The organism is Nocardia sp. NPDC051052 (genome assembly GCF_044456045.1).
Classification (GTDB): Bacteria; Actinomycetota; Actinomycetes; order Mycobacteriales; family Mycobacteriaceae; genus Nocardia.
In genome coordinates, this window is sequence record NZ_JBITFL010000001.1 from 972,691 (window position 1) to 993,409 (window position 20,719).

The 20,719-nt window shown below is 67.0% G+C and carries 16 protein-coding genes; 9 read left to right on the forward strand and 7 right to left on the reverse strand.

Annotated features, from left to right (window positions below; genetic code table 11):
• The first annotated feature begins 10 nt into the window (after positions 1–10).
• The 3 genes from ACIBCN_RS04370 to ACIBCN_RS04380 all read left to right on the forward strand — a co-directional run bounded on the left by ACIBCN_RS04370 (position 11) and on the right by ACIBCN_RS04380 (position 4,263).
• A complete protein-coding gene (locus ACIBCN_RS04370; RefSeq protein WP_396990019.1) occupies positions 11–1,096 on the forward strand; it encodes a PLP-dependent cysteine synthase family protein in 1,086 nt (361 codons plus the stop codon).
• Between the two features lie 5 nt (positions 1,097–1,101).
• The gene (locus ACIBCN_RS04375) at positions 1,102–2,505 is read left to right on the forward strand and encodes an MATE family efflux transporter (RefSeq protein ID WP_396990020.1); all 1,404 of its coding nucleotides are present in this window, start codon (positions 1,102–1,104) and stop codon (positions 2,503–2,505) included.
• A 213-nt stretch (positions 2,506–2,718) separates the two neighbouring features.
• Positions 2,719–4,263 carry a phospholipase C gene (locus ACIBCN_RS04380; RefSeq protein WP_396990021.1) on the forward strand — a complete coding sequence of 515 codons (1,545 nt, stop codon included), beginning with the start codon at positions 2,719–2,721 and terminating at the stop codon, positions 4,261–4,263.
• A gap of 60 nt (positions 4,264–4,323) precedes the next feature.
• Here ACIBCN_RS04380 and ACIBCN_RS04385 read toward each other — a convergent pair whose 3' ends face one another.
• Positions 4,324–4,536 carry a hypothetical protein gene (locus ACIBCN_RS04385; RefSeq protein ID WP_396990200.1) on the reverse strand — a complete coding sequence of 71 codons (213 nt, stop codon included), beginning with the start codon at positions 4,534–4,536 and terminating at the stop codon, positions 4,324–4,326.
• 336 nt (positions 4,537–4,872) lie between these two features.
• Here ACIBCN_RS04385 and coaE point away from each other — a divergent pair, with 336 nt between their 5' ends.
• Complete coding sequence (gene coaE / locus ACIBCN_RS04390; protein WP_396990022.1) at positions 4,873–6,075, forward strand: dephospho-CoA kinase; 1,203 nt, start codon at positions 4,873–4,875, stop codon at positions 6,073–6,075.
• Between the two features lie 157 nt (positions 6,076–6,232).
• On the opposite strand, the gene ACIBCN_RS04395 is transcribed toward coaE, so the two are convergent.
• Together ACIBCN_RS04395 and ACIBCN_RS04400 are read right to left on the reverse strand one after the other, a co-directional pair.
• The gene (locus tag ACIBCN_RS04395; protein WP_396990023.1) at positions 6,233–6,757 is read right to left on the reverse strand and encodes a DUF402 domain-containing protein; all 525 of its coding nucleotides are present in this window, start codon (positions 6,755–6,757) and stop codon (positions 6,233–6,235) included.
• 47 nt (positions 6,758–6,804) lie between these two features.
• Positions 6,805–7,449 (reverse strand): DUF402 domain-containing protein, encoded by a 645-nt coding sequence (locus ACIBCN_RS04400; RefSeq protein WP_396990024.1) that lies wholly within the window; start codon positions 7,447–7,449, stop codon positions 6,805–6,807.
• 363 nt (positions 7,450–7,812) lie between these two features.
• Here ACIBCN_RS04400 and uvrB point away from each other — a divergent pair, with 363 nt between their 5' ends.
• Positions 7,813–10,005 (forward strand): excinuclease ABC subunit UvrB, encoded by a 2,193-nt coding sequence (uvrB, locus tag ACIBCN_RS04405; protein ID WP_396990025.1) that lies wholly within the window; start codon positions 7,813–7,815, stop codon positions 10,003–10,005.
• A 710-nt stretch (positions 10,006–10,715) separates the two neighbouring features.
• On the opposite strand, the gene ACIBCN_RS04410 is transcribed toward uvrB, so the two are convergent.
• A complete protein-coding gene (locus tag ACIBCN_RS04410; RefSeq protein ID WP_396990026.1) occupies positions 10,716–11,186 on the reverse strand; it encodes a VOC family protein in 471 nt (156 codons plus the stop codon).
• A 73-nt stretch (positions 11,187–11,259) separates the two neighbouring features.
• Between ACIBCN_RS04410 and ACIBCN_RS04415 the strand changes: the two genes are divergently transcribed.
• The 3 genes from ACIBCN_RS04415 (at position 11,260) to ACIBCN_RS04425 (ending at position 13,606) form a co-directional block, all read left to right on the forward strand.
• The gene (locus ACIBCN_RS04415; protein ID WP_396990027.1) at positions 11,260–12,150 is read left to right on the forward strand and encodes a helix-turn-helix domain-containing protein; all 891 of its coding nucleotides are present in this window, start codon (positions 11,260–11,262) and stop codon (positions 12,148–12,150) included.
• A 96-nt stretch (positions 12,151–12,246) separates the two neighbouring features.
• Positions 12,247–12,675 (forward strand): DoxX family membrane protein, encoded by a 429-nt coding sequence (locus tag ACIBCN_RS04420; RefSeq protein WP_396990028.1) that lies wholly within the window; start codon positions 12,247–12,249, stop codon positions 12,673–12,675.
• Positions 12,676–13,153: 478 nt separating this feature from the next.
• Complete coding sequence (locus ACIBCN_RS04425) at positions 13,154–13,606, forward strand: universal stress protein (RefSeq protein WP_396990029.1); 453 nt, start codon at positions 13,154–13,156, stop codon at positions 13,604–13,606.
• Positions 13,607–13,769: 163 nt separating this feature from the next.
• Here ACIBCN_RS04425 and ACIBCN_RS04430 read toward each other — a convergent pair whose 3' ends face one another.
• The 3 genes from ACIBCN_RS04430 to ACIBCN_RS04440 form a co-directional block, all read right to left on the reverse strand.
• Positions 13,770–16,100, reverse strand: a complete 2,331-nt coding sequence (locus ACIBCN_RS04430; RefSeq protein ID WP_396990030.1) for a HelD family protein — start codon at positions 16,098–16,100, stop codon at positions 13,770–13,772.
• Positions 16,101–16,389: 289 nt separating this feature from the next.
• Positions 16,390–17,724, reverse strand: a complete 1,335-nt coding sequence (locus tag ACIBCN_RS04435) for a diguanylate cyclase domain-containing protein (RefSeq protein WP_396990031.1) — start codon at positions 17,722–17,724, stop codon at positions 16,390–16,392.
• Between the two features lie 348 nt (positions 17,725–18,072).
• Positions 18,073–19,794 carry a GAF domain-containing sensor histidine kinase gene (locus ACIBCN_RS04440; protein WP_396990032.1) on the reverse strand — a complete coding sequence of 574 codons (1,722 nt, stop codon included), beginning with the start codon at positions 19,792–19,794 and terminating at the stop codon, positions 18,073–18,075.
• A 145-nt stretch (positions 19,795–19,939) separates the two neighbouring features.
• Here ACIBCN_RS04440 and ACIBCN_RS04445 point away from each other — a divergent pair, with 145 nt between their 5' ends.
• Positions 19,940–20,713 carry a sigma 54 modulation/S30EA ribosomal C-terminal domain-containing protein gene (locus ACIBCN_RS04445; protein ID WP_396990033.1) on the forward strand — a complete coding sequence of 258 codons (774 nt, stop codon included), beginning with the start codon at positions 19,940–19,942 and terminating at the stop codon, positions 20,711–20,713.
• The last annotated feature ends 6 nt before the right edge of the window (positions 20,714–20,719 follow it).

Below are 20,719 nucleotides of genomic sequence, written 5' to 3' on the forward strand. Positions count from 1 at the left end.
CACACATGCGGTGCTACCACGACCGCTGACCACCCAGTTGCCTCGGCGCGGCGAGAACATCGTTCGCGCCGCCTCCGAACTCATCGGCTCCACCCCGCTGCTCGAACTGATTCGCACCGGCACCGGCACCCGCCTGCTGCTGAAGCTGGGGCAGTTCAACCCCACGGGGTCCGCGAAGGTCCGGATGGCACGCGAGATGGTGCTGCAGGCCGAACGCAGCGGCGAATTACGCCCCGGCGGGCACATCGTCGAACCGACTTCCGGCAACACCGGCACCGGACTCGCGCTAATGGCCCTGGAACGCGGCTACAGCTTCACCGCCGTTGTCGACGACCATGCCGCCAAAGACAAGCTGCGCGCCATGAAAGCGATGGGTGCCCAGCTGGTTTCGGTGGACAGCGGCACCAGCGGCGGACCGAGCACCGTCGAACGCAGGCGGATCGCCGCCGAGATCGCCGCACGCACCGGCGCCTATCGTCCGGACCAGCACAACAATCCGCACAACAACGCGGGCTACCGCGGCCTCGCCCGTGAACTCCTCGCCGACCTGAACACCGACGTCGACTACCTCGTCGGGGCGGTCGGCACCGGTGGATCCCTCTGCGGCACAGTCGAAGAGCTCCGCAGGCTCGGCTCCCGCGTGCACGCACTCGGTGTCGAGCCCACCGGCTCCATCATCTTCGGTGGCGCGGGCGCCGGCTACTGGCAGACCGGCGCGGGCAGCCCCGCCGGATTCCCGGTGGGCGGCAACGTGAAATACGACGCCATCGACGAGGACTGCCGCGTCCGCGACATCGACGCGTTCGCCACCGCGCGGGTGGTCGCCCGGCGCACCGGCATCCTGGTCGGCGGAACCGGCGGCGCCGCAATCCAGGTGGCGCTGCGCCGCCTCGTGCAGGTGCCCGCGGGCAGCACGGTGATCGTGCTGGTGTGCGACGCGGGGGAGAAGTACCTCGACACCGTGTACGACGATGACTGGCTGCACGAGCGCGGCCTCTACGACCGTGCGGCGCAGCAGCGAATCATCAGGCTCTGCCGGGCATACGACGAATCGGTACGGCTGGCGGCAGGCAACGTCGAGCAGACGGGAGCTTAGGTCCGATGAACGTTCGACCGTATCGAGCCATCATCGCGCTGGCCGCCCCGATCGCCGGAATTCAGCTCGCCCAGGTGGCGCTGACCACCGTCGATCTGGCGATGATGGGACTGCTCGGTGTCGCGTCCGTGGCCGCGGGCGGTCTCGCGCTGCTGCTGTACAACCAGCTGCGCACCATGTGCGTCGGCATGATCACCGGCGTCGGGAACATGATCGCGGAGGCGGTCGGAGGTAGCGAAAAGCGCACCGGTCGTGGCGATATCGATGATCAGGCACGCGCGGAGATCCGCGGGTTCGTCCGCGCCGCGGCATTCGTGGCCACCCTGACCGCGACGGCAGGCGCGCTGATCCTGATCGCGCTCGGCTACGCGCTGCGGTGGCTCGGCCAGGATCCCGCTGTCCTGGAACTGGGGCGCCCGATCATGTGGACGCTCGCACCAGGCCTGATCCCGATGTTGTGGTCGAACGTGTTGCGGCAGTTCGCCGTCGGCCTGCGCCGCGCGGGTTCGCTCTTACGAGTGACGCTGTTGTCGATCGGCGTCAACGCAATACTGAACGCGCTGTTCATCTTCGGCTGGCTCGGCGTCCCGAAACTCGGCCTGGCCGGAATCGGCCTGTCCACCACCCTCGTTCAGCTATGGACCTTCGGTCTCTATCTACGATCCGTCAAACGCGACCCGCTGCTCGGCGATCTGCTGTCCCTGCGGGCGTGGCAGGCGGACCGAGCAACCATCACGCGAATTGTCAGGATGGGTACGCCGATCTCGTTGACCTACGGTGCGGAGGCGGCGATCACCTCCATCGCCGCGGTACTGATGGGCGGCTTCGGGCCGGTGGCGCTGGCCGCGAGCAATATCGTCAACCAACTGGCCTACATCGTCTACCAGGTCAATATCGGTCTCTCCCAAGGCTCTTCGATCCTGGTGAGTCGCACGATCGGGCAGGGTGACCGACCTGCGGTGGCGGACATCGCCCGCCGCACCTTTACCCTCGGCTTCGCCTTCATGACCGTGGTCGGCCTCGGCTACGTCCTGTTCCCCAGCGCGGTGCTCGCGCCGTTCCTCGGCTCGCACCACGACGACACCGCGGTCGTCGCCGCTGCCTCGACCCTGCTGTGGTTCGCCATCGTCCAGCAGTACTGCAAAGGCTCGCAAAACCTTTCCATCGGGCTGCTGCGTGGCATCGGAAATACCAAGGCGGGGATGCAGAGCACGCTGATCGGCTACTTCGCGATCGGTGTGCCCGCCATGGCCATCTTCGGTTTCGGTCTGGGGTGGCGCGCGCCCGGCATCTGGCTCGGCCTGTGCCTCGGCTTCGGTGCCACCGCGTTTTTGGTGTGGCGCAGGTTTCGGCGTGGCGCCGCCGACTTGGCCACGCCCGCGCGGGAATCCGTATCCGCCGTGGGATGAAAGCGGGCAAAACGGGTGAAACGCGCAGAACGGTATGATGTTTCGGGCAGCTATCGGGCAACCATTCAGGAATCGCCAACCCGCACCGTGGTTCTGCTCACTTCGCGGCTCGGCTAAACGATCTTTCTCTGCGGCGTCGCAGCACGTCGGGTATGGTCGGCGCGGATCGCGAAACTCTGCTCGACAGCCCTGGCGGAAAGGTCGGCCGAAGACATGTGCGCAGCGGGGCCATTCAGTGGGCTCAATCGCAGACAATTCCTAGCGAAGGCGGCGGCGGCCGGTGCGGTGGGCGCGTTGGCCTCATGGGCCAACCCGATCATCGAGCGGGCCTACGCCGCCGACCCCGCGGGGATGGGCGGCCTCGGCGATATCGAGCACTTCGTGTTGCTGATGCAGGAAAACCGCTCCTTCGACCACTATTTCGGCACCCTGTCCGGCGTGCGCGGCTTCGACGACCCGTCGACGGCGTGGCGGCAGTACGGCTGGACGCCCGGCGCGGGCCCCGGCCCCGACGGCTACGTGAATCCCTTCCGCCTCGACACCACTCGCGGCGCCACGCTCGACGGCGAATGCATCAACGACCCGGACCACTCCTGGGAGGGCATGCACCGATCCTGGAACGGCGGCCGCAACGACCAGTGGATGCCGATGTCGGTGGCCAGCGTCGGAGCGGCCAACGCGCCCGCGGCGATGGGTTACTACCTGCCCGAAGACATTCCGATCCACACCGCGCTCGCCGACGCCTTCACGCTGTGCGACAACTACCACTGCTCGGTGCTCGGCCCCACCGACCCGAACCGGCTGTACTGGATCAGCGGCACCATCGACCCGGACGGCCTCGCGGGCGGCCCGCTGGTGGAAACCCCGAAATTGATTCCGCAGCACGTCTACAGCTGGCGCACCTACCCGGAGAACCTGTCCGAAGCGGGCGTCAGCTGGAAGGTCTACAACAACCGCGACGTCGGCCCGCTCTCCTCGGTGATCCTCGACGGCATGCTCGGCTGCTTCACCCAATCCGCCGACCCGAACTCGGAATTGGCGCGCCGCGGCATGGCGCCGGTGTACCCCAACGACTTTCAGGCCGACGTCGCCAATGACACGCTGCCCGCGGTGTCCTGGGTGATCCCGTCGCTGCTGAACTGCGAACATCCCGCGCTGCCAGCGGCATTCGGCGCGTTCGGCATCGTGCAGCTGCTCGACATCCTCACCTCGAACCCGAAGGTGTGGGAGAAAACCGCGCTCATCATCAGTTACGACGAGAACGGCGGCTTCTTCGACCACGTCACCCCGCCGACCCCGCCGCCGGGTACCCCTGGCGAGTTCCTCACCGTGCCGCTGGACCGCGTGTCCGCCGCGAAGGGCATCGCCGGTCCGATAGGTTTGGGCTACCGCGTTCCCGCGCTGGTGATTTCGCCGTACACCCGGGGCGGGCTCGTCGCCTCGGAGACCTTCGACCACACCTCACAGCTGCGACTGCTGGAAACCAGGTTCGGAGTGGAGGTGCCGAATGTGACCGCGTGGCGACGCGGCGTCACCGGCGATATGACCTCCGCCTTCGATTTCGGCTCGGCACCGAATATCGCGAAACCGGTGCTGCCCGATCCGAAACCGAAAATGGATGCCGCGGTCGCCCAATGCGGCCCGAATATCGCGTTGGGTACGGCGACGACCGGGATTCCCTATCCGGTTCCGCCGAATTCGATGCCGACACAGCAACCCGGGACCCGGCGCAAGCCGAGCGGGTTGATTCGGGCATGAGAGTGGCCCAGCCCTGGCGGGGGCTGGGCCACTTCTCGAACCAGTTCTCGAAGTCTCAGGTCAGCTTGCGGTGGCGGGCACCCACCGGACGGACGGGACGACGGAGCGTTTTCGCATAGCGGCGAAGCTATGTCGAGCCGGGCTGAGCAGTGCGCTGAACCATGTGCGGCGGTGTTCGGCTAACGCGGCCGCGACGGCGGGGATGTGGATGCAGTGCATGCCGCCCGCCATACCCAGGCGGTGGCGAGCCGTCTGGTTCATTCTGGTGCCCAATGGTGTTCCTTTGCTTGCTGGTGCTGGCGCTCCGATCGCCAGGGCGAAGATTAGCCGAACGAATGTGCCACGCAGAGTATTTTGCGCAAGTAATTGCCCCGGCGTGTCGGAAAGTTGTCGCCGATGAACCCGGTCCGGCCGGAATTGTTGCGAGATGGTCTCGGCCTCGTCACGGATCGGGCAATTACGGCGGTGGCAGGTGGAAACCGCGGCCCGGATGGGTAACCAGCTCGACTGTGTCGCCATAGTCGAACGTCGGTCCTTGCGGCACTGTCCGGCGGTGTGGGCGGGCGGGTGGTGAGTCCGCCGCCGATCGAAGGATGCGAGACTGGTCGAATGTTGCGGATCGGCCTCACCGGAGGCATGGGAGCGGGCAAGTCGACGGTGGCGCGGATTCTCGCCGACTTCGGTGCGGTGATCGTCGACTCCGACCTGATCGCCAGGGAGGTCGTCGCGCCAGGTACCGAGGGCCTCGCGGCGCTCGTCGCGGCGTTCGGCGGCGAGATTCTAGCGGCCGACGGCAGCCTGGACCGACCGGCATTGGCGGCCAAGGCATTCGCCGACGACGAATCGCGCGCGACCTTGAACTCGATAACGCATCCGCTGGTGGGTAAACGCACCGCCGAACTCATTTCGGCGGCACCGCGCGACGCCATTGTCGTGCAAGATATTCCATTGCTGGTCGAAAATGGTCTCGCGCCATTGATGAATCTGGTTATTGTCGTCGATGTCGATGCGGAAACTCGATTGCGCCGACTCGTCGAATTCCGTGGCGTCGCCGAAGCCGACGCCCGTGCGCGTATAGCCGCGCAGGCCACCGATGAGCAGCGGCGTGCGGTCGCCGATGTGTTGCTCGACAACAGTGGGGCGCCGGCGGCGATCGAGGGCGGGGTCCGGCAGTTGTGGCGGGAACGGTTGGTGCCGTTCGAGCACAACCTGCGCACCGGGACACCCGCACGCCGGAAAGAAATACGGGTCGTGCCCGCGAACCCGGAATGGGGTGTGCAGGCGCAGCGGCTCATCGCCCGGCTGTGGGTGGCGTGCGGCGCCTCCGCGACGCGGATCGACCACATCGGATCGACCGCGGTGCCGGACCTGCCCGCCAAGGATGTGATCGATCTGCAGATCACCGTCGCAGACCTGGCCGTCGCCGACGGACTGCGAGATGCGTTGGGCGCGGCGGGTTTTCCGGTTCGGCCGGAGGTTACCGAGGACTGTCCGCGACCGACACCGCAGGATCCGGCGGGGACGGACGTCACGTTGTGGACCAAGCGCTACCACCAGAACGCCGACCCCGGCCGACTCGCGAATGTCCATGTTCGCGTGGCAGGTTCACCGGGGCAGGAGTACGCCCTGCTATTTCGTGACTGGCTGCGCGCCGACGCCGACGCGCGCGCCGAATACCTCGAGCTGAAGCGCGCGGCGGAGGCGAAAGCGGCAGGATCGGCCGGTCCGGACGCGATGACCGCGTACATCGACGTCAAGGAACCATGGTTCGCCGCCGCCTACCCGCGCATGCTCGCGTGGCGGGATCGCTAGCAGCTCGTCCGCCGCCCGCGAAATCAGGCCGGACTCAGGTGCGGGACAATGTCGTCGGCGCCTGGCGGCGATGCGACGAATGAGTTAGCCGTTACTCGACCGGGTTACCCGTGTACCTCTGAGATCCGTTGTCGCGTTGGGTGATTCGTCGCTTCCGCTATTTCCAAATGAGCGTGATGCCGCGCTGCGCGAGCCAGTGCTCGAGGCGGTAGTCGTTGGCGGCGATGCCGTCGATGGTGGTGGTGGCGGTTTCGATGGCGGCCTGCGCCTGGACTGCGGTGAGCAGGCCGGCCGCGTGCGCGGCGAGCAGCTCGTCGACGTCGAGCAACTCGGTGTTGCGACCGGTGCGCACGATGATGTCCAGATAGTGGTCCACCGACTTCCACCGGTCGGGCGCTACCTGACCGAACTCGCCGAGGTCGAGGTAGAAGTCCTGATCCCGCTGATGCTCCGGGTGGTAGTGGAAGATCGAGGCGCGCAGCGCCAAGTCGGGCAGCAGCCACGATTCGATGTAGTGGAACTGTTCATGGTCGGAGGTTCGCGCCATGTACAGGCCCCACGGCTCCACGTGGTACTGCTCGACCGGCCGCACGAATCCTTTCGGATCCGTGTTCGTCAGGTCCGTGAGGTCGAAGTACTCGACCTTGGGCCGATGCACGTCAACAGAGGGTGCCTGCGTCATGCATTCAGAATCTACCGCCCCGACGTCGGAGTCGAGTGGCGTGCCGGTTACATCCAGGTGAGCGTGATGCCCTGGGTGGCGAGCCAGTCCTCGACGCAGTGGTCGTTGGCGGCGAGCCCGTCCAGTGCGGCCGTGGCGCACTCGAAGGCCCGGTGCGCCTGCGCTGTGTCCACCAAACCGGCCGCGTGGGCGGCCAGCAGGTCGTCGACGCCGAGCAGTTCGACGCGGTGGCCGCGATGTACCTCGATGTCGAGGTAGTGGTCGACGGCCTTCCAGCGCTTCGGCGCGACCTGGGTGAACTCGCCGATATCGAGGTGGAAGTCGTGGTCGATGTGGTGCGCCGGGTTGCGCCGGGCACAGGTGACCCGCAGCGAGAGCTCGGGCAGCAGCCAGGACTCCAGGTAGTGGTGGTGCGGGACGGGCACGATGCGCGCCATATATACGCCCCACGGTTCGTGGTGGTAGCGCTCGACCTGGCGGACGAAGCCCTTGCTGTCGGTGCTGGTGTGCTCCGCCAGGTTGAAGAACTCGACGTGCGGTCGATGCGGCGGATGGCCGGGCGGTAACGCGGTGTTCGGCGGGACGGCGACGTTGTGATGGAGACCGGGTACCGCGGCACGGATGTGTCGAGCGATACTGCCTGCGAAGCCGGTGGTCGGCACGGTATTGAGCAATGGAATCAGACCTCTCATGGCTCTAGTCCTTCGCCACATCCGAACTTTGTTGTCCGAACAACCACGTCAGAGTACACCCGGTAAATGGTGATCGGGCGGATTGGCGCGATATGTTTTTGGATACGAAATGTGTTGGCGCAAGGGACATTTCGGACACATAACGACGCCTGAGAGTGAAACGGTATTGTCCCGGTAAAGCCTGGTATTGGTCCGGTAAAACTTACCCGTCGCAGGTTTATCGCACCCGGGAATTGGGGATGTTCGGCCGGGGTTTTACTAGCGGGACTCGGCGAACGCCACCGCCCGGGGTCCGCGTGTCGTGGCAGCCACCGACCGCGCGACCGAGGAAATCTGTCGGTGGCTGGGCTTAGGCTGGTGAGCATGGCATTCGCAACCGAGATTCCGACGGAAGGCTACGAGGAGAGGGTCGCGGGCGAGACACCGCTCGCCCACTCCGAGCACCGGCCCGTCGGCGAGATCGAGCGCAGCGACGCGCGCTTCCAGGTGGTCAGCGAGCACGTGCCCGCCGGTGATCAGCCCGCCGCCATCGAGGAGCTGGAACGCCGGATCAAGGCGGGGGAGCGCGACGTCGTCCTGCTCGGCGCCACCGGCACCGGCAAGTCGGCCACCACCGCCTGGCTCATCGAGCGGCTACAGCGCCCGACGCTGGTGATGGCGCCGAACAAGACCCTCGCCGCGCAGCTGGCCAACGAGCTGCGGGAGATGCTGCCGAACAACGCCGTCGAGTACTTCGTCTCCTACTACGACTACTACCAACCCGAGGCGTACATCGCGCAGACCGACACCTACATCGAGAAGGACAGCTCGATCAACGACGACGTCGAGCGGCTGCGGCACTCGGCGACATCTAGCCTGCTGTCCCGGCGCGACGTCGTGGTGGTCGCGTCGGTGTCCTGCATCTACGGCCTCGGCACCCCGCAGTCCTACCTCGATCGGTCCGTGCAGCTCGAGGTCGGCGGCGAGGTCGACCGCGACGCGCTGCTGCGGCTGCTGGTCGATGTGCAGTACACCCGCAACGACATGGCGTTCACCCGCGGTTCGTTCCGGGTGCGCGGCGACACCGTCGAGATCATCCCGTCCTACGAGGAGCTGGCGGTCCGCATCGAGTTCTTCGGTGACGAGATCGAGGCGCTGTACTACCTGCACCCGCTCACCGGCGACGTGGTCCGCCAGGTCGACATGCTGCGCATCTTCCCGGCCACCCACTACGTGGCGGGCCCGGACCGGATGGAGCGCGCGGTGCGCGACATCGAGGCCGAACTGGAAGTGCGGCTGGCCGAGCTGGAACGGCAGGGCAAACTGCTCGAGGCCCAGCGGCTGCGCATGCGAACCCAGTACGACCTGGAGATGATCCGGCAGGTCGGCTTCTGCTCCGGCATCGAGAACTACTCGCGGCACATCGACGGACGCCCGGCCGGGTCGGCGCCCGCGACGCTGCTCGACTACTTCCCCGACGATTTCCTGCTCGTCATCGACGAGTCGCACGTGACGGTGCCGCAGATCGGCGGCATGTACGAGGGCGACATGTCGCGCAAGCGCAACCTGGTCGAATTCGGCTTCCGGCTGCCGTCCGCGGTAGATAACCGGCCGCTCACCTGGGAGGAGTTCGCCGACCGGATCGGTCAGGCGGTGTACCTGTCGGCCACCCCCGGTCCGTACGAACTGGGCCAGGTCGGCGGCGAGGTCGTCGAGCAGGTCATCCGCCCGACCGGGCTGGTCGATCCGAAGGTGGTGGTGAAGCCGACCAAGGGCCAGATCGACGACCTGGTGCACGAGATCCGGCTGCGCACCGAGAAGAACGAGCGAGTGCTGGTCACCACGCTCACCAAGAAGATGTCCGAGGACCTCACCGATTATCTGCTCGGGTTGGGCGTGCGGGTGCGGTACCTGCACTCGGAGATCGACACGTTGCGTCGCGTGGAACTGCTGCGGCAGTTGCGCCTCGGCGAGTACGACGTGCTGGTCGGCATCAACCTGCTGCGTGAGGGTCTCGACCTGCCCGAGGTGTCGCTGGTCGCGATCCTCGACGCGGACAAGGAAGGCTTCCTGCGCAGCAGCACCAGCCTGATCCAGACGATCGGCCGCGCGGCGCGCAACGTCTCCGGCGAGGTGCACATGTACGCCGACAAGATCACCGACTCGATGCGGCACGCGATCGACGAGACCGATCGCCGCCGAGCCAAGCAGGTCGCCTACAACACCGAAATGGGCATCGACCCGAAACCGTTGCGCAAGAAGATCGCCGACATCCTCGACCAGGTATACAAAGAGGCCGACGAGACCGAGGTCGAAGTCGGCGGCTCCGGCCGCAACTCCAGCCGAGGCCGCCGCGCCCAAGGCGAACCCGGCCGCGCGGTCAGCGCCGGCGTCTACGAGGGCCGCGACATCAAGTCGATGCCCCGCGCCGAACTCGCCGACCTGGTCAAAGAGCTCACCGCCCAAATGATGAACGCAGCCCGCGAACTCCAATTCGAACTCGCAGGCCGCCTCCGCGACGAGATAGCCGACCTCAAGAAAGAACTGCGCGGCATGGACGCCGCCGGACTGAGTTGAGCGCAGCGGTCCCTCCGCCGCCCGGGCCGGATGGGCAGGCACCGAGCCGAAGGCTTGCTGTATTCCCGCACTCTCTTTCGGGATCTGCACCCGGACTTGCCGTGCGACACGCCGTGTCGGGCGCGGTAGTGGGTGCGGGAGTGCGGTCTAACGTGGGACCGACGTGTCGGCTGGGCGGTGGTGCGAGCCGCGTGCCTGCTGTATTCCCCCACTTCCCCTGGGGTTCCGCGTACCGAATTGTGGTGCGACACACTGTGTCTGGCGCTGGATGTTGTGCGGGGGCGAGGTTTAGTGAGCGCCCGACATGCGGGCTGGATGGTGCTGTGGATCGAGTGCATGCTGTGTTCCCGCACTCTCTCTCGGGATCCGCACCTCGACCTATCGTGCGACGCAACGTCTCCGGCGCGGAAGTGGGTGCGGGGGTGTTGTCTACCGTGTGTCCGGCGCGCAGCCTGGGCGGTAGTGCGTGCCGTATACCTGCCTCTCTTTCGGGATCTGCACCCCGGCTTGCTGTGGGGCACGCCGTGTCCGGCGTGGAGGTGGGTGCGGGAGTGGGCCCTATCGTGGGCCTGGCGTGCAGCTTGGGCGGTGGTGTGAGCCGTGGGCTGGCTGTTTTCCCGCACCCTCTCTTGGGATCCGCACCCCGACTTGCCGTGGGACACACCGTGTCTGGCGCGGCAAAGGGTGCGGATTTTTGGGGGTGGGGTGGGTTAGGTTTGGGTGGCCATCCATTCGTTTACTCGGCGTTCGGCTTCTTCGCGGGGGACGTCTTCGACCTTGGTTATCACTGCCCAGCGGTGGCCGAAGGGGTCGATTACTACGGCGAAACGGTCTCCGGTGACGAAGGTTTGGGGGGCTTCGGCGCTGCGGGCGCCGTTGTCTGTGGCGCGCTTGATGACGTCGTCGACGTCGGGGCAGTAGTGCACGATCGAGGTGTGCACCCATTCGCCGTTCGGGGCGAGCACGTTGTTGGCCGGTATCGGCATGCCGAGTTGCAGGGTGGAGTCGCCGATCTTCAGTTCGGCGTGGGCGGGCTGGCCGTCGGGGAGGTCGTTGCGGCTGATCACCTCGGCGCCGAAGACGGCGGAGTAGAAGTCGATGGCCTTGTTGCCGTCGCCGACCGCGAGGAAACAGGTGATGGAGTGGTAGCCCTCGGCAATGGGATTCACGGTGTTTGTCATGACATTGATCCTGCTCGGCCGCGCACTGTTGGTCTTGTAAGAACGCGACACGGAGCCGGACGGGAGCGAAATCATGTCCGACGGCACTGATTCCGGGCCGCTACCGCGCAATCCGGCGGCACCGGCCGACACCACCGGCATCCTGCACCCCGACGAACAGGCCAAGTACCGCTCGCTGGCCCGGTTGCCCGCGGGCCCCGCCGTGGACCGGTTCGTCGAGTGGCACTGGTCGGTGCGCTGGGACCTGCGCGGCAGGCCGCCGTACCGGGCCGAGGTGCTCTCCTATCCGAGCGTGAACGTCACCTTCGAGCGATCCGCAACGCGCACAGGCGGTTTCGTCAACGGCGTGTGTACAACCAAATTCGTCAGGGAACTCAGCGGCGAGGGCGAGGTCTTCGGCCTGCGCTTCCGCGCGGGCGGCTTCGGCGCGTTCACCGGACTCGATGTCGGTTCGTTCCGCGACATCTCGGTCGAACTCGCCGACGTCATGCCCGACGCGCACGACCTAGCCGACCGCGTCCTCGCCGTACCCACCGACGAGCAACGCCGCGCCATCGTCGAAGACTTCTTCGCCGCGCCCGCCGCCGCCGACGATCCGACCTACCGCCTGGTGCTGCGCATCATCGACGCGATGGCCAACGACCAGGAGCTGACCAGGGTCGATCAGATCACCGACCGATTCGATGTGCCGACCCGCACCTTGCAGCGCATGTTCCGCCGCTACGTCGGCGCGGGCCCGAAATGGGTGCTGCGCCGGTACCGCCTGCAGGACGGCGCCGAACTACTCGCCCGCGGACGTACCGAAGATCTCGCCACATTGGCTGCGGAACTGGGATACTTCGATCAGGCGCACTTCTCGCGGGAGTTCACCGCGGAAGTCGGAATGGCTCCACTGGAATACGCCAAGAATTCGCTACGCTCGCGCAACGAGGTCACGGCAAAGGTCATACCGACCAGGTCGTAGTTGCTGGGCCGACCGTTTTCGACCATTCGACCGCGGCCCCAGGGGAATACCTCCGGGGATACTTAGTTGAATGTTGCACTACCTACTGTCAGCCAATTGAGGGAGCTGGACATGGATGTCGTGGTGTTGATCGGGCGGGTGTTGTTCTCGGTGTTGTTCCTGAGCTCGGCGGTCGGGCACTTCATGCAGACCGAAGCGATGGCGGGCTATTCGGCGAGCAAGGGCGTGCCGATGGCGAAGCTGTCGGTGCTGGGGTCGGGGGCGCTGTTCGGTCTCGGCGGGCTGATGGTGCTGCTGGGTGTGTGGGCCGATCTCGGGTCGCTACTGCTCGCGGCGCTACTGGTGGTGACCGCGGTGATGATGCATCAGTTCTGGAAGGAAACGGATCCGCAGGCCAAACAGGGCGAAATGGTCAACTTCAACAAGAACCTGGCGCTGGCCGGCGCCGCGTTGATGCTGTTCGCGTTCTTCGCCCATGTCGACGACCTCGGATTGACCATCACCGGACCGCTTTTCGACCTCTGACCCCGCTTGCCGCGCTAATATTGCGCGTCCTTTTTACTGCAGGGAGAGGAAGGCATGGACATCATCGGAGCGATTCTCGGCTTATTCTGGGCGAACTACCAACAGTGGCCGTAACGGCACGGTAGTCCCAGGCTCCAGCGGCCCGTCCCGGCGCGTGATTTGCGCGCCGCGACGGGCTGATGTCTGTCCGATCCTGCCTGGTATGTGACGAATATCCCAGGGGGACAAGATCGTTCGTCGCGGTTGTGCTTCATCACAGTTTTCCGGCCGGGCAATTGTGTCCGCCCAGCTTGCCGATGCCCTTCCCGCATTCCCTGGCGAACGGGTGGCGCCAATGCCAGGACACCGGCAATGTGATGTGCTGCGATTTCTGTTAATTCCGGTCTGTTTGCCGCTAGGGTCGACGCAAGTCGCTGCGCCGGGGCACGTCTTGGTGGTGCACCCGGGCGTAGGCACCCTGACACAGTTGGAGGAGAGTATGACCGCCTACCGGACCATTGTTGTCGGTACTGATGGCTCGGACTCGTCGTACGTCGCCGTCGAGAAGGCCGCCGCGCTGGCTGGAGTGTCCGCCGCGACCCTGGTCATCGCGTGTGCTTACTACCCGACCGACGATCGCGACGTGGCCGCCGCCGCGGATGTGCTCAAGGACGAGGCCTACCAGGTGCGCGGGTCCGCCCCCACCAACGAGATCCTGCGCACCGCGCGGGACAAGGCCGTCGCCGCGGGCGCGCAAGACATCGTCGAGCGCGCCGTCGTCGGCGAGCCCGTCGAGTCCCTGCTCACGCTGCTCAAGGACGTGGACGCCGACCTGCTCGTAGTCGGTAACCGCGGCCTGAACACCCTCACCGGCCGCCTGCTCGGCTCCGTCCCCTCGGACGTCGCCCGCAAGTCCCGCTCGGACGTCCTGATCGTGCACACCGTCCGCTAGCCGCTCCACCCCGACCGAAGGCCCCCTTCGGTCCAGGATGTCGTTCGACCGAAGGGCACCCTCAGTACGGTAGACGGATCAAAGGCGCCGTTCAGTCGAGTGAAAGTCTCGACTGGAGGGCGCCTTTGGCCTGGGGGCGGAATGGAGGGGCCTTCGGTGGGGGTTAAGCCAGGGAGCTCAGTACCTCGGGCAGGTCTTGGCTGTGCACCACGCCGAGGCGTTGCGTGGCGCGGGTCAACGCCACGTAGAGATCGTTGAGACCGCGCGGGGATTCGTCCAGGATCGCCTGTGGCTCGACCAGATACACCGCGTCGAACTCCAGACCCTTCACGTCGTGCACGGTCAGCACCCGCACCGACGCGTCAGCCAGCTCGGCCAACTCCTCGACCAGGGTGTGCGGCGCGATCACCGCGGTCGTGCCGGGCCCGGTCTCCCCGGCGACCAACTTCGCGACCTGGTCGCGCACCTCGCCCGCGGTGACCCGATATCCGCGCGGTGGGTTCCCGCTGTCGCGCACCGAGCGCGGCGCGGACGCCTCGGGATCGATCGCGGCGAGCACGTCGGCGGCCACGTCCATGATCTCGGCCGGTGTCCGGTAGTTCACGGTCAGCTCGGTGAGCTTCCACCGCTTGGCCACATACGGTTCCAGCACCCGCTGCCACGAGGACGCGCCCGCCGGGTCGCCGGTCTGCGCGACATCGCCGACCACGGTGATCCAGCGATTCGGGATGCGCCGCATCACCATTCGCCACGCCATCTCCGACAGCTCCTGCGCCTCGTCCACGATGACGTGGCCATAGGTCCAGGTGCGGTCGCCCGCCGCGCGCTCGGCGGTGGTCTGCCTGGCGCGCACGTCCTGGCGTTCGGCGAGCTGACTCGCGTCGATCAGGTCGTAGGCCATCAGGATTTCCGGGTCGAGCTCGTCTTCGAGATCCTGTGGCGCCGAACCGGTCAGGATGTCCAGCGCGTCTTGTGCCTCGGCCAGCTGGGCCCGCCAGCGGCGCCGGGAGCGTTCGCGTTCCTCGGTGTCGTCCACGCCGAGCAGCTCGGCCAGCTCGTCGAGCAGCGGAGCGTCGGCGGCGCTGAACTCACCGTTGTCCGGTCGCACCAGCTCCGCCCGGTCCTGCGCCGACAGCGCGCTGGCGACGCGGTCGAGCCGCTTGGGGTCGGCCAGCAGGTCGGCGAGCACGTCCTGCGGGGACAGCAGCGGCCACAGCTTGCCGATGGCCTGCTGAATCTCCTGATCGGCCCGCATCTCGTCGCGGATCTCGGCAATGTCGGTGCGGCTGAGCAGGCCGTGCTTACCCACCCCGTCGGCTGCGCCTCCTGCCATCCCCCCTGGACCACCGGACAGATCAGCTCCCATGGTCTCGGCGAGCTGTTCGGTGAGCGCGTCGATGACCGCGCTGGTGAAGATCGGCTTGGCCAGATTGTGCGGGCGCCGCGAGGAACGGGCCCGGCCGCGCGCCCTGGTGGCGATCTTGCGATCCAGGGTCACCTGATAGCCGTCGAAGCTGAGCCGGACCGGTTCGCCCGGCACCTCCTGCCGGTCGCGCACGGCCTGCTTGAGCACCTCCAGGATGTCGAGGGAGCCCTTGATCTCGCCCGCCCGCAACGAGTCCTCGCGGGTGGCCTTCACACCCGGGTAGAGGTCGCCGATGGTGGACAGCAGCACGCCGGTCTCGCCGAGCGAGGGAAGCACCTGGCCGATGTAGTCCAGGAAGGTGGCGTTCGGCCCGATGATCAGCACGCCGCTCTTGGCCAGCTGCTGGCGGTAGGTGTAGAGCAGATACGCGGCGCGGTGCAGCGCGACGGCCGTCTTGCCGGTGCCCGGCCCGCCCTGCACCACCAGCACGCTCTTGTGTTCCGAGCGGATGATCGCGTCCTGCTCGTGCTGGATGGTCTCGACGATGTCGTTCATGTGGCCGGTGCGGGCGGCATTGAGCGCGGCGAGCAGCGCGCTCTCGGCGCCCACCCCGGCGTCGCCGTCGGCCGCACCGGCCTGCCGGGCGGCATCCAGGTCGAGGTATTCGTCGTTGATCGCGGTGACCGTGCGGTTGCGCGAGCGGATGTGCCTGCGCCGGGTCACGCCGTCCGGTGCCGCGGTGGTGGCCAGGTAGAAGGGGCGGGCCAGCGGGGCGCGCCAATCGAGCAGCAGCGTCTCGTAGTCGTCTTTCTCGTCGAGAATGCCGAGCCTGCCGATGTAGCGATATTCGTCGTCGAGGTCGATCCGGCCGAAACACAGGCCGTGTTCGGCCGCATCGTATTTCGCGAGGTCCTCGTTATAGAGCTGACTGAACGACTCGCGTTCGCTGCGGGCCTGCGGGGTGCCGCCGGATTCCAGCAGCACGGTGCGCAATCGGTTGCGCGCGTAGTCGCGCATCTCGTCGAGCCGTTCGTACAGCACCGACAGGTATTTCTGTTCCTGTTCGGTCTCGCGGGTCAGCTCGGGCGCGCCGTCACGTGCGGCACGGTCCTGAGTGAGGTCGGGCAAACTGAACTCCTTCACCGCGATGAGCCGAGCGAACGCTACACACGCAGGGCAATAGGCATGCGAACGTTCGGAAAACAAGGTTGTCGAGTCTACTGCGGTTGCGGCGTAGTCGCCGTATCCGCAGGTGTACCCGGTGTCGCGCCGCCCACCACGCGTCGTTGTGCGCGACGGTTACTGGCGTGCTGTGCCCGACCACCGGGAACTGGTCATAGAAGTGTTGCAACAGTTTCGCGCACCGCGAGTATTCCGGTGAACCGCGAAATTCTTCGAGAATCGTCGATCGGACCGGTCAGGACGCGTGCGTGTTGTTCGGCCTGCGTCCCAAGCTGACCGTGCCCTCGCGGTGCCCGGACGGCTTGGCCCGGTACATCGCCAGGTCCGCGTCGTGCAGCACGGCCTCGGGAGTGCGCCGGTCACCGACGGCGAGGGCGGTGACGCCGATCGAGGCGTTCACCTCGATCCGGTGCCCGCGCGCGATGATCGGCTCGGCCATGGTCGAACGCAGCCTGGCCACCAGCGCGTCGATATCCACCCGCCGGGTGCCGCCGGACAACAGCACCAGGAACTCGTCGCCGCCGAGCCTGCCGACGATGTCGTCGCCGCGCAGCGCGCGCTGCAACCGTTGCGCGACGATCTGCAGCACCGTGTCGCCGATGGCGTGCCCGAGCGTGTCGTTGATCGCCTTGAACCCGTCCAGGTCGATGAACAGCACCGTGGACACCGGCAGGTTCTCGCTGGTGGCCAGCGCGCCGGCCAGCTGCGACAGGACCAGCGAACGATTCGCCAGGCCGGTCAGCGAGTCGTGCGTGGCCTGGTACTCCAGTTGCCGCCTGCTGGCCCGGAATTCGGTGATGTCGGCGAACGAGGACACCGCGGACGAGCGCGGATCGCCGGGATTGAGCAGGCGGCTGCTGCCCGACAGCCAGCGCCGGTGTCCGTCGGGCCGGTCGACGCCGAAGACGAAGCCGGTGATGGTCTCGCCGGTGGCCAGCGTGCGGGCGATCGGGTGCCGGGTGGGCGCCAGCGGCTGCGCGTTCGCGTCCAGCAGGGTCAGCGGCAGCGACTGGATCGTCTTGCCGATGAGCGCGTCGTCGGACTCGTCGCTGCCGAAGACGCGCATGGCCGCCGGGTTGGCGGATTCGATGCGGCCGTCCGGATCGATCACGACCACGCCCTCCTCCAGTTGCGAGACGACGGTGGTGAAATGCTGTTCGGCCAATCGTTGGGCGGCCTCGGCGTGTCGCTGAGCGGTGAGGTCGTGGATGACCACCTGATAGGCAAGGTGGTCGTGCCAGGGCGTGAGCACCGACACGATCTCCACGGGCATCAGCACGCCGTCCGCACGGACCAGCGTTATCTCGGCCGGGTCGGCGGCGGCCCCCTGGGTGGTCAGGTGGCTGATCCGGTCCAGCATTCCCGGGACGGAGCTGGGATGGATGAACTGGGTGAGGGGTTTGCCGATCACATCGTCGACGCTGTCGGCGGCCAGCAAGCGCACCGTGGCGGGATTGACGTAGACGACGACGCCGCGCTCGTGCACGCAGATGGCGTCGGGCGTGTGCTCGACCAGGGAACGGTAGCGCTCGGCCAGCTGCTCGGCGGCCGCGACCTTGTCCTCACCCACTCGAACCCCCAATCGTCGACCCGACCTGGCCAGTGGAGCATGGGTTTATTCTCGTATCGACGTGCACAAGACCACAGCGTCGACGCTATTGCCTCGATCACAGTTCAGGCGCTTAATCGGGCACTGTCTGGTGATCATTACAGAACCGGTGCCCAGGAAATGTCCGGCCGACTGCGATCGGCCGAGGAATCGGTGCCAGAGCGCTGCTGTGCCGGGCGCTGCAGCAACAAGATCATATGACGTCGCCGGGGTCGGTGCCATCCGCCGGGGAGGCTCAGCTGGGCGGAGCACGAAACGATCAACGCTGTCGTGGTTCCGGCAGGCAGGGCCGGTCGATGAAACCCGTCCTCACGGCAGCGGCACCGACCAGCACAGCCGGGTGCCCGGCAGGGCCGCACCCGCTTCCGTCACCCTCCCCGCCGCGCCGATGACGAAGTGCCCGTCCGCCTTCTCCGCGCGCTGCTCCAAATTCCGTAGTCCGCTGCGCACCACGTGATTCGGGATGCCCCAGCCGTTGTCGGTCACCACGATCGTCAAGTCGTCGTCGACGCTTATCTCCACCGCGACCGTATCCGCCCCGGAATGCCGGACCGCGTTGCTGACCGCCTCGCGCACTACGGCTTCGGCGTGATCGGCCAGCTCGGCCTCCAGCACCGACAGCGGCCCCGTCACCGAAAAGGTGGGCCGCAGTGGGGTTTCCGCGGTCTGCTGACGGATCGCGTGCTCGATCCGTTGCTGCAGCGGGTTGCCGTTACCGCCGTGCAGGTCGAAGATCGAGGTCCTGATCTCCTGCACCACCTCTTGCAAATCGTTGACCACGGTGGAAAGGCGTTGGCGCACTTCGGGAACGGTGGCCTTGGCGATCGCGCCCTGCAGCGTGATGCCGACCGCGAACAGGCGCTGGATGACGTGGTCGTGCAGGTCCCTGGCGATTCGGTCGCGATCGGCCAGGATGTCGATATCGCGCATCCGCTGCTGCGCGTCGGCCAGCTGCACGGCCAGCGCCGCCTGGTCGGTGAACGCGGCGGTCAGCTCGACCAGCTCGTCGGAGTACGGCGCGGCGCCGATCGGCCGCACCGTGGTGAGCACGCCGAGCGTGCTGTCCGGGGTGCACAGCGGCAGGATCAGCAGCGGCCCCGCGTCGGGCAGCGCGAGGCCGAGATCGACCGCGCCCGCGTCGTCGAAACGTAGCGGGGTGCGGCGGGTGAACGCCTCGCCGAGCACGGTCCCTTCGGCGCGAACCGCCTTGCCCTCATAGCCCTCGCCTGGCCCACACCAGGTGGTGACCGCGAGCGCGGCGGGCTCGCCGTCTTCGTCGGGGCCGGTCAGAAACGACTGGTGCGAGCCGGTGAGGGTGCGCGCGTGCTCGACGACGTGCGCGAGCACACCGGCGGACTGGTTGCCCGCAAGCAGTTCGGTGGCGATGTCGCGAGTCGCCGCGATCCAGGCCTGCCTGGTGCGCGCCGATTCGTAGAGCCTGGCGTTGTCCACCGCGATGCCCGCCGCGGCCGCCAGCGCCTGCACCAGTACGTCGTCATCGTCGGTGAACGGCTGCCCGCCTGCCTTCTCGGTCAGGTAGAGGCTGCCGAATACCTTGCCGCGGATCCGCACGGGGACTCCGAGGAAGGTATGCATCGGCGGGTGGTGTGGTGGAAGGCCAACGGAGGCAGGATGATTGGTGAGTTCGTCGAGCCGGAGCGGTTTCGACTGATGGAACACCACGCCGAGCACGCCATGGCCCTCCGGTAATCGTCCGATGGCCCTGCGGGTTTCGTCGTCGAACCCCTCGTCGATGAACTGCACCACCTGCTGGTCGTGGCCGCGCACCGCGAGCGCGCCGTAGCGGGCGTCGACCAGGCTGATCGCGGTGCGCACGATGGTGCGCAGGGTCTCGTCCAAGTCTAGGCCGGAGGTCACGGCCAGCATCGCCTCGACCAAACCGTCCATTCGGTCGCGCGAATCGAGAATGAGTTCGACGCGTTCCTTGACCTCGCTGAGTAATTCGCGCAGGCGCAATTGCGACAGGGTGTCGCGCATGGAATAGGGGTCGTTGCCGCCATCGTCGGTCATATCGGCTTCCCCTTGTGGTGGGCGCGCGAACTGCGCCCTGTCCCAGTCTAGTTCGCCCTTCGGGGTCTTTCGGCCCTGTTCGCCACGGCATCGCGATGGTGACATGGGGCTACGGGATCAGGATATCGAAGGCAGGGCGTGTCACATGAAGTCGTCGGGGCTGTTGCATTCTTCGTCACCACAACACTGGCTCACCGCGAGTGATCTCGATCTAGCCGTCACCACCTTCGGTGCGGTGCCGGATGTGGACGTAACGAGGGCGGTCCGGGCGATCGGCCGGGTGCTGCGCCGCCACCACCTCGACGCGGCGACCAGGGTGCGCGTCACCGCGCCCGCCGATGCGGGCGAAGTGACGGTGGTACAGGCCAACATTCGGTGTCGCGCGATCGCTGCCCGCGTGCAGGTGACCGGTCCCGGCGGTTTCGCGGTGACCTTCGCCGCCGAGCGGCTGGACCGGCAGCTGGCCCGGCTCGCCACCACCCAGTCCCGGGATTGGCCCGATCCCGCCCGGCCGCCGCTGGCCGAGGTCACCGAGCCGCGCCCGATCGTGCGCCGCAAGAAGTGCGAACTGCTCACCGGCAGCCCCGCCGAGGCGACGGCGGTGATGGACGCGATGGATTACGACGCCTACCTGTTCACCGACCGCGAGTCCGGCACCGAGGCCGTGGTGGCCTGGGGTGACCCGCTCGGCGTCCGGCTGTTCCGCCAGCACGCGACGGTGAGCGGCCCGCCGACGGTGAATCTGCTGCCACTGACCGTGGATTCGGAACCGGCGCCGGTCCTCGATGAGGAGCGGGCCGCGCACATCCTGTGCCATCACGGCCTGCCGTTCCTGCTCTTCACCGACCCGGCCACCGGTCGCGGCCGACTGCTGTACCGCCGCTACGACGGCGATCTCAGCATGGTCGAACCGGCGTAACCGCAC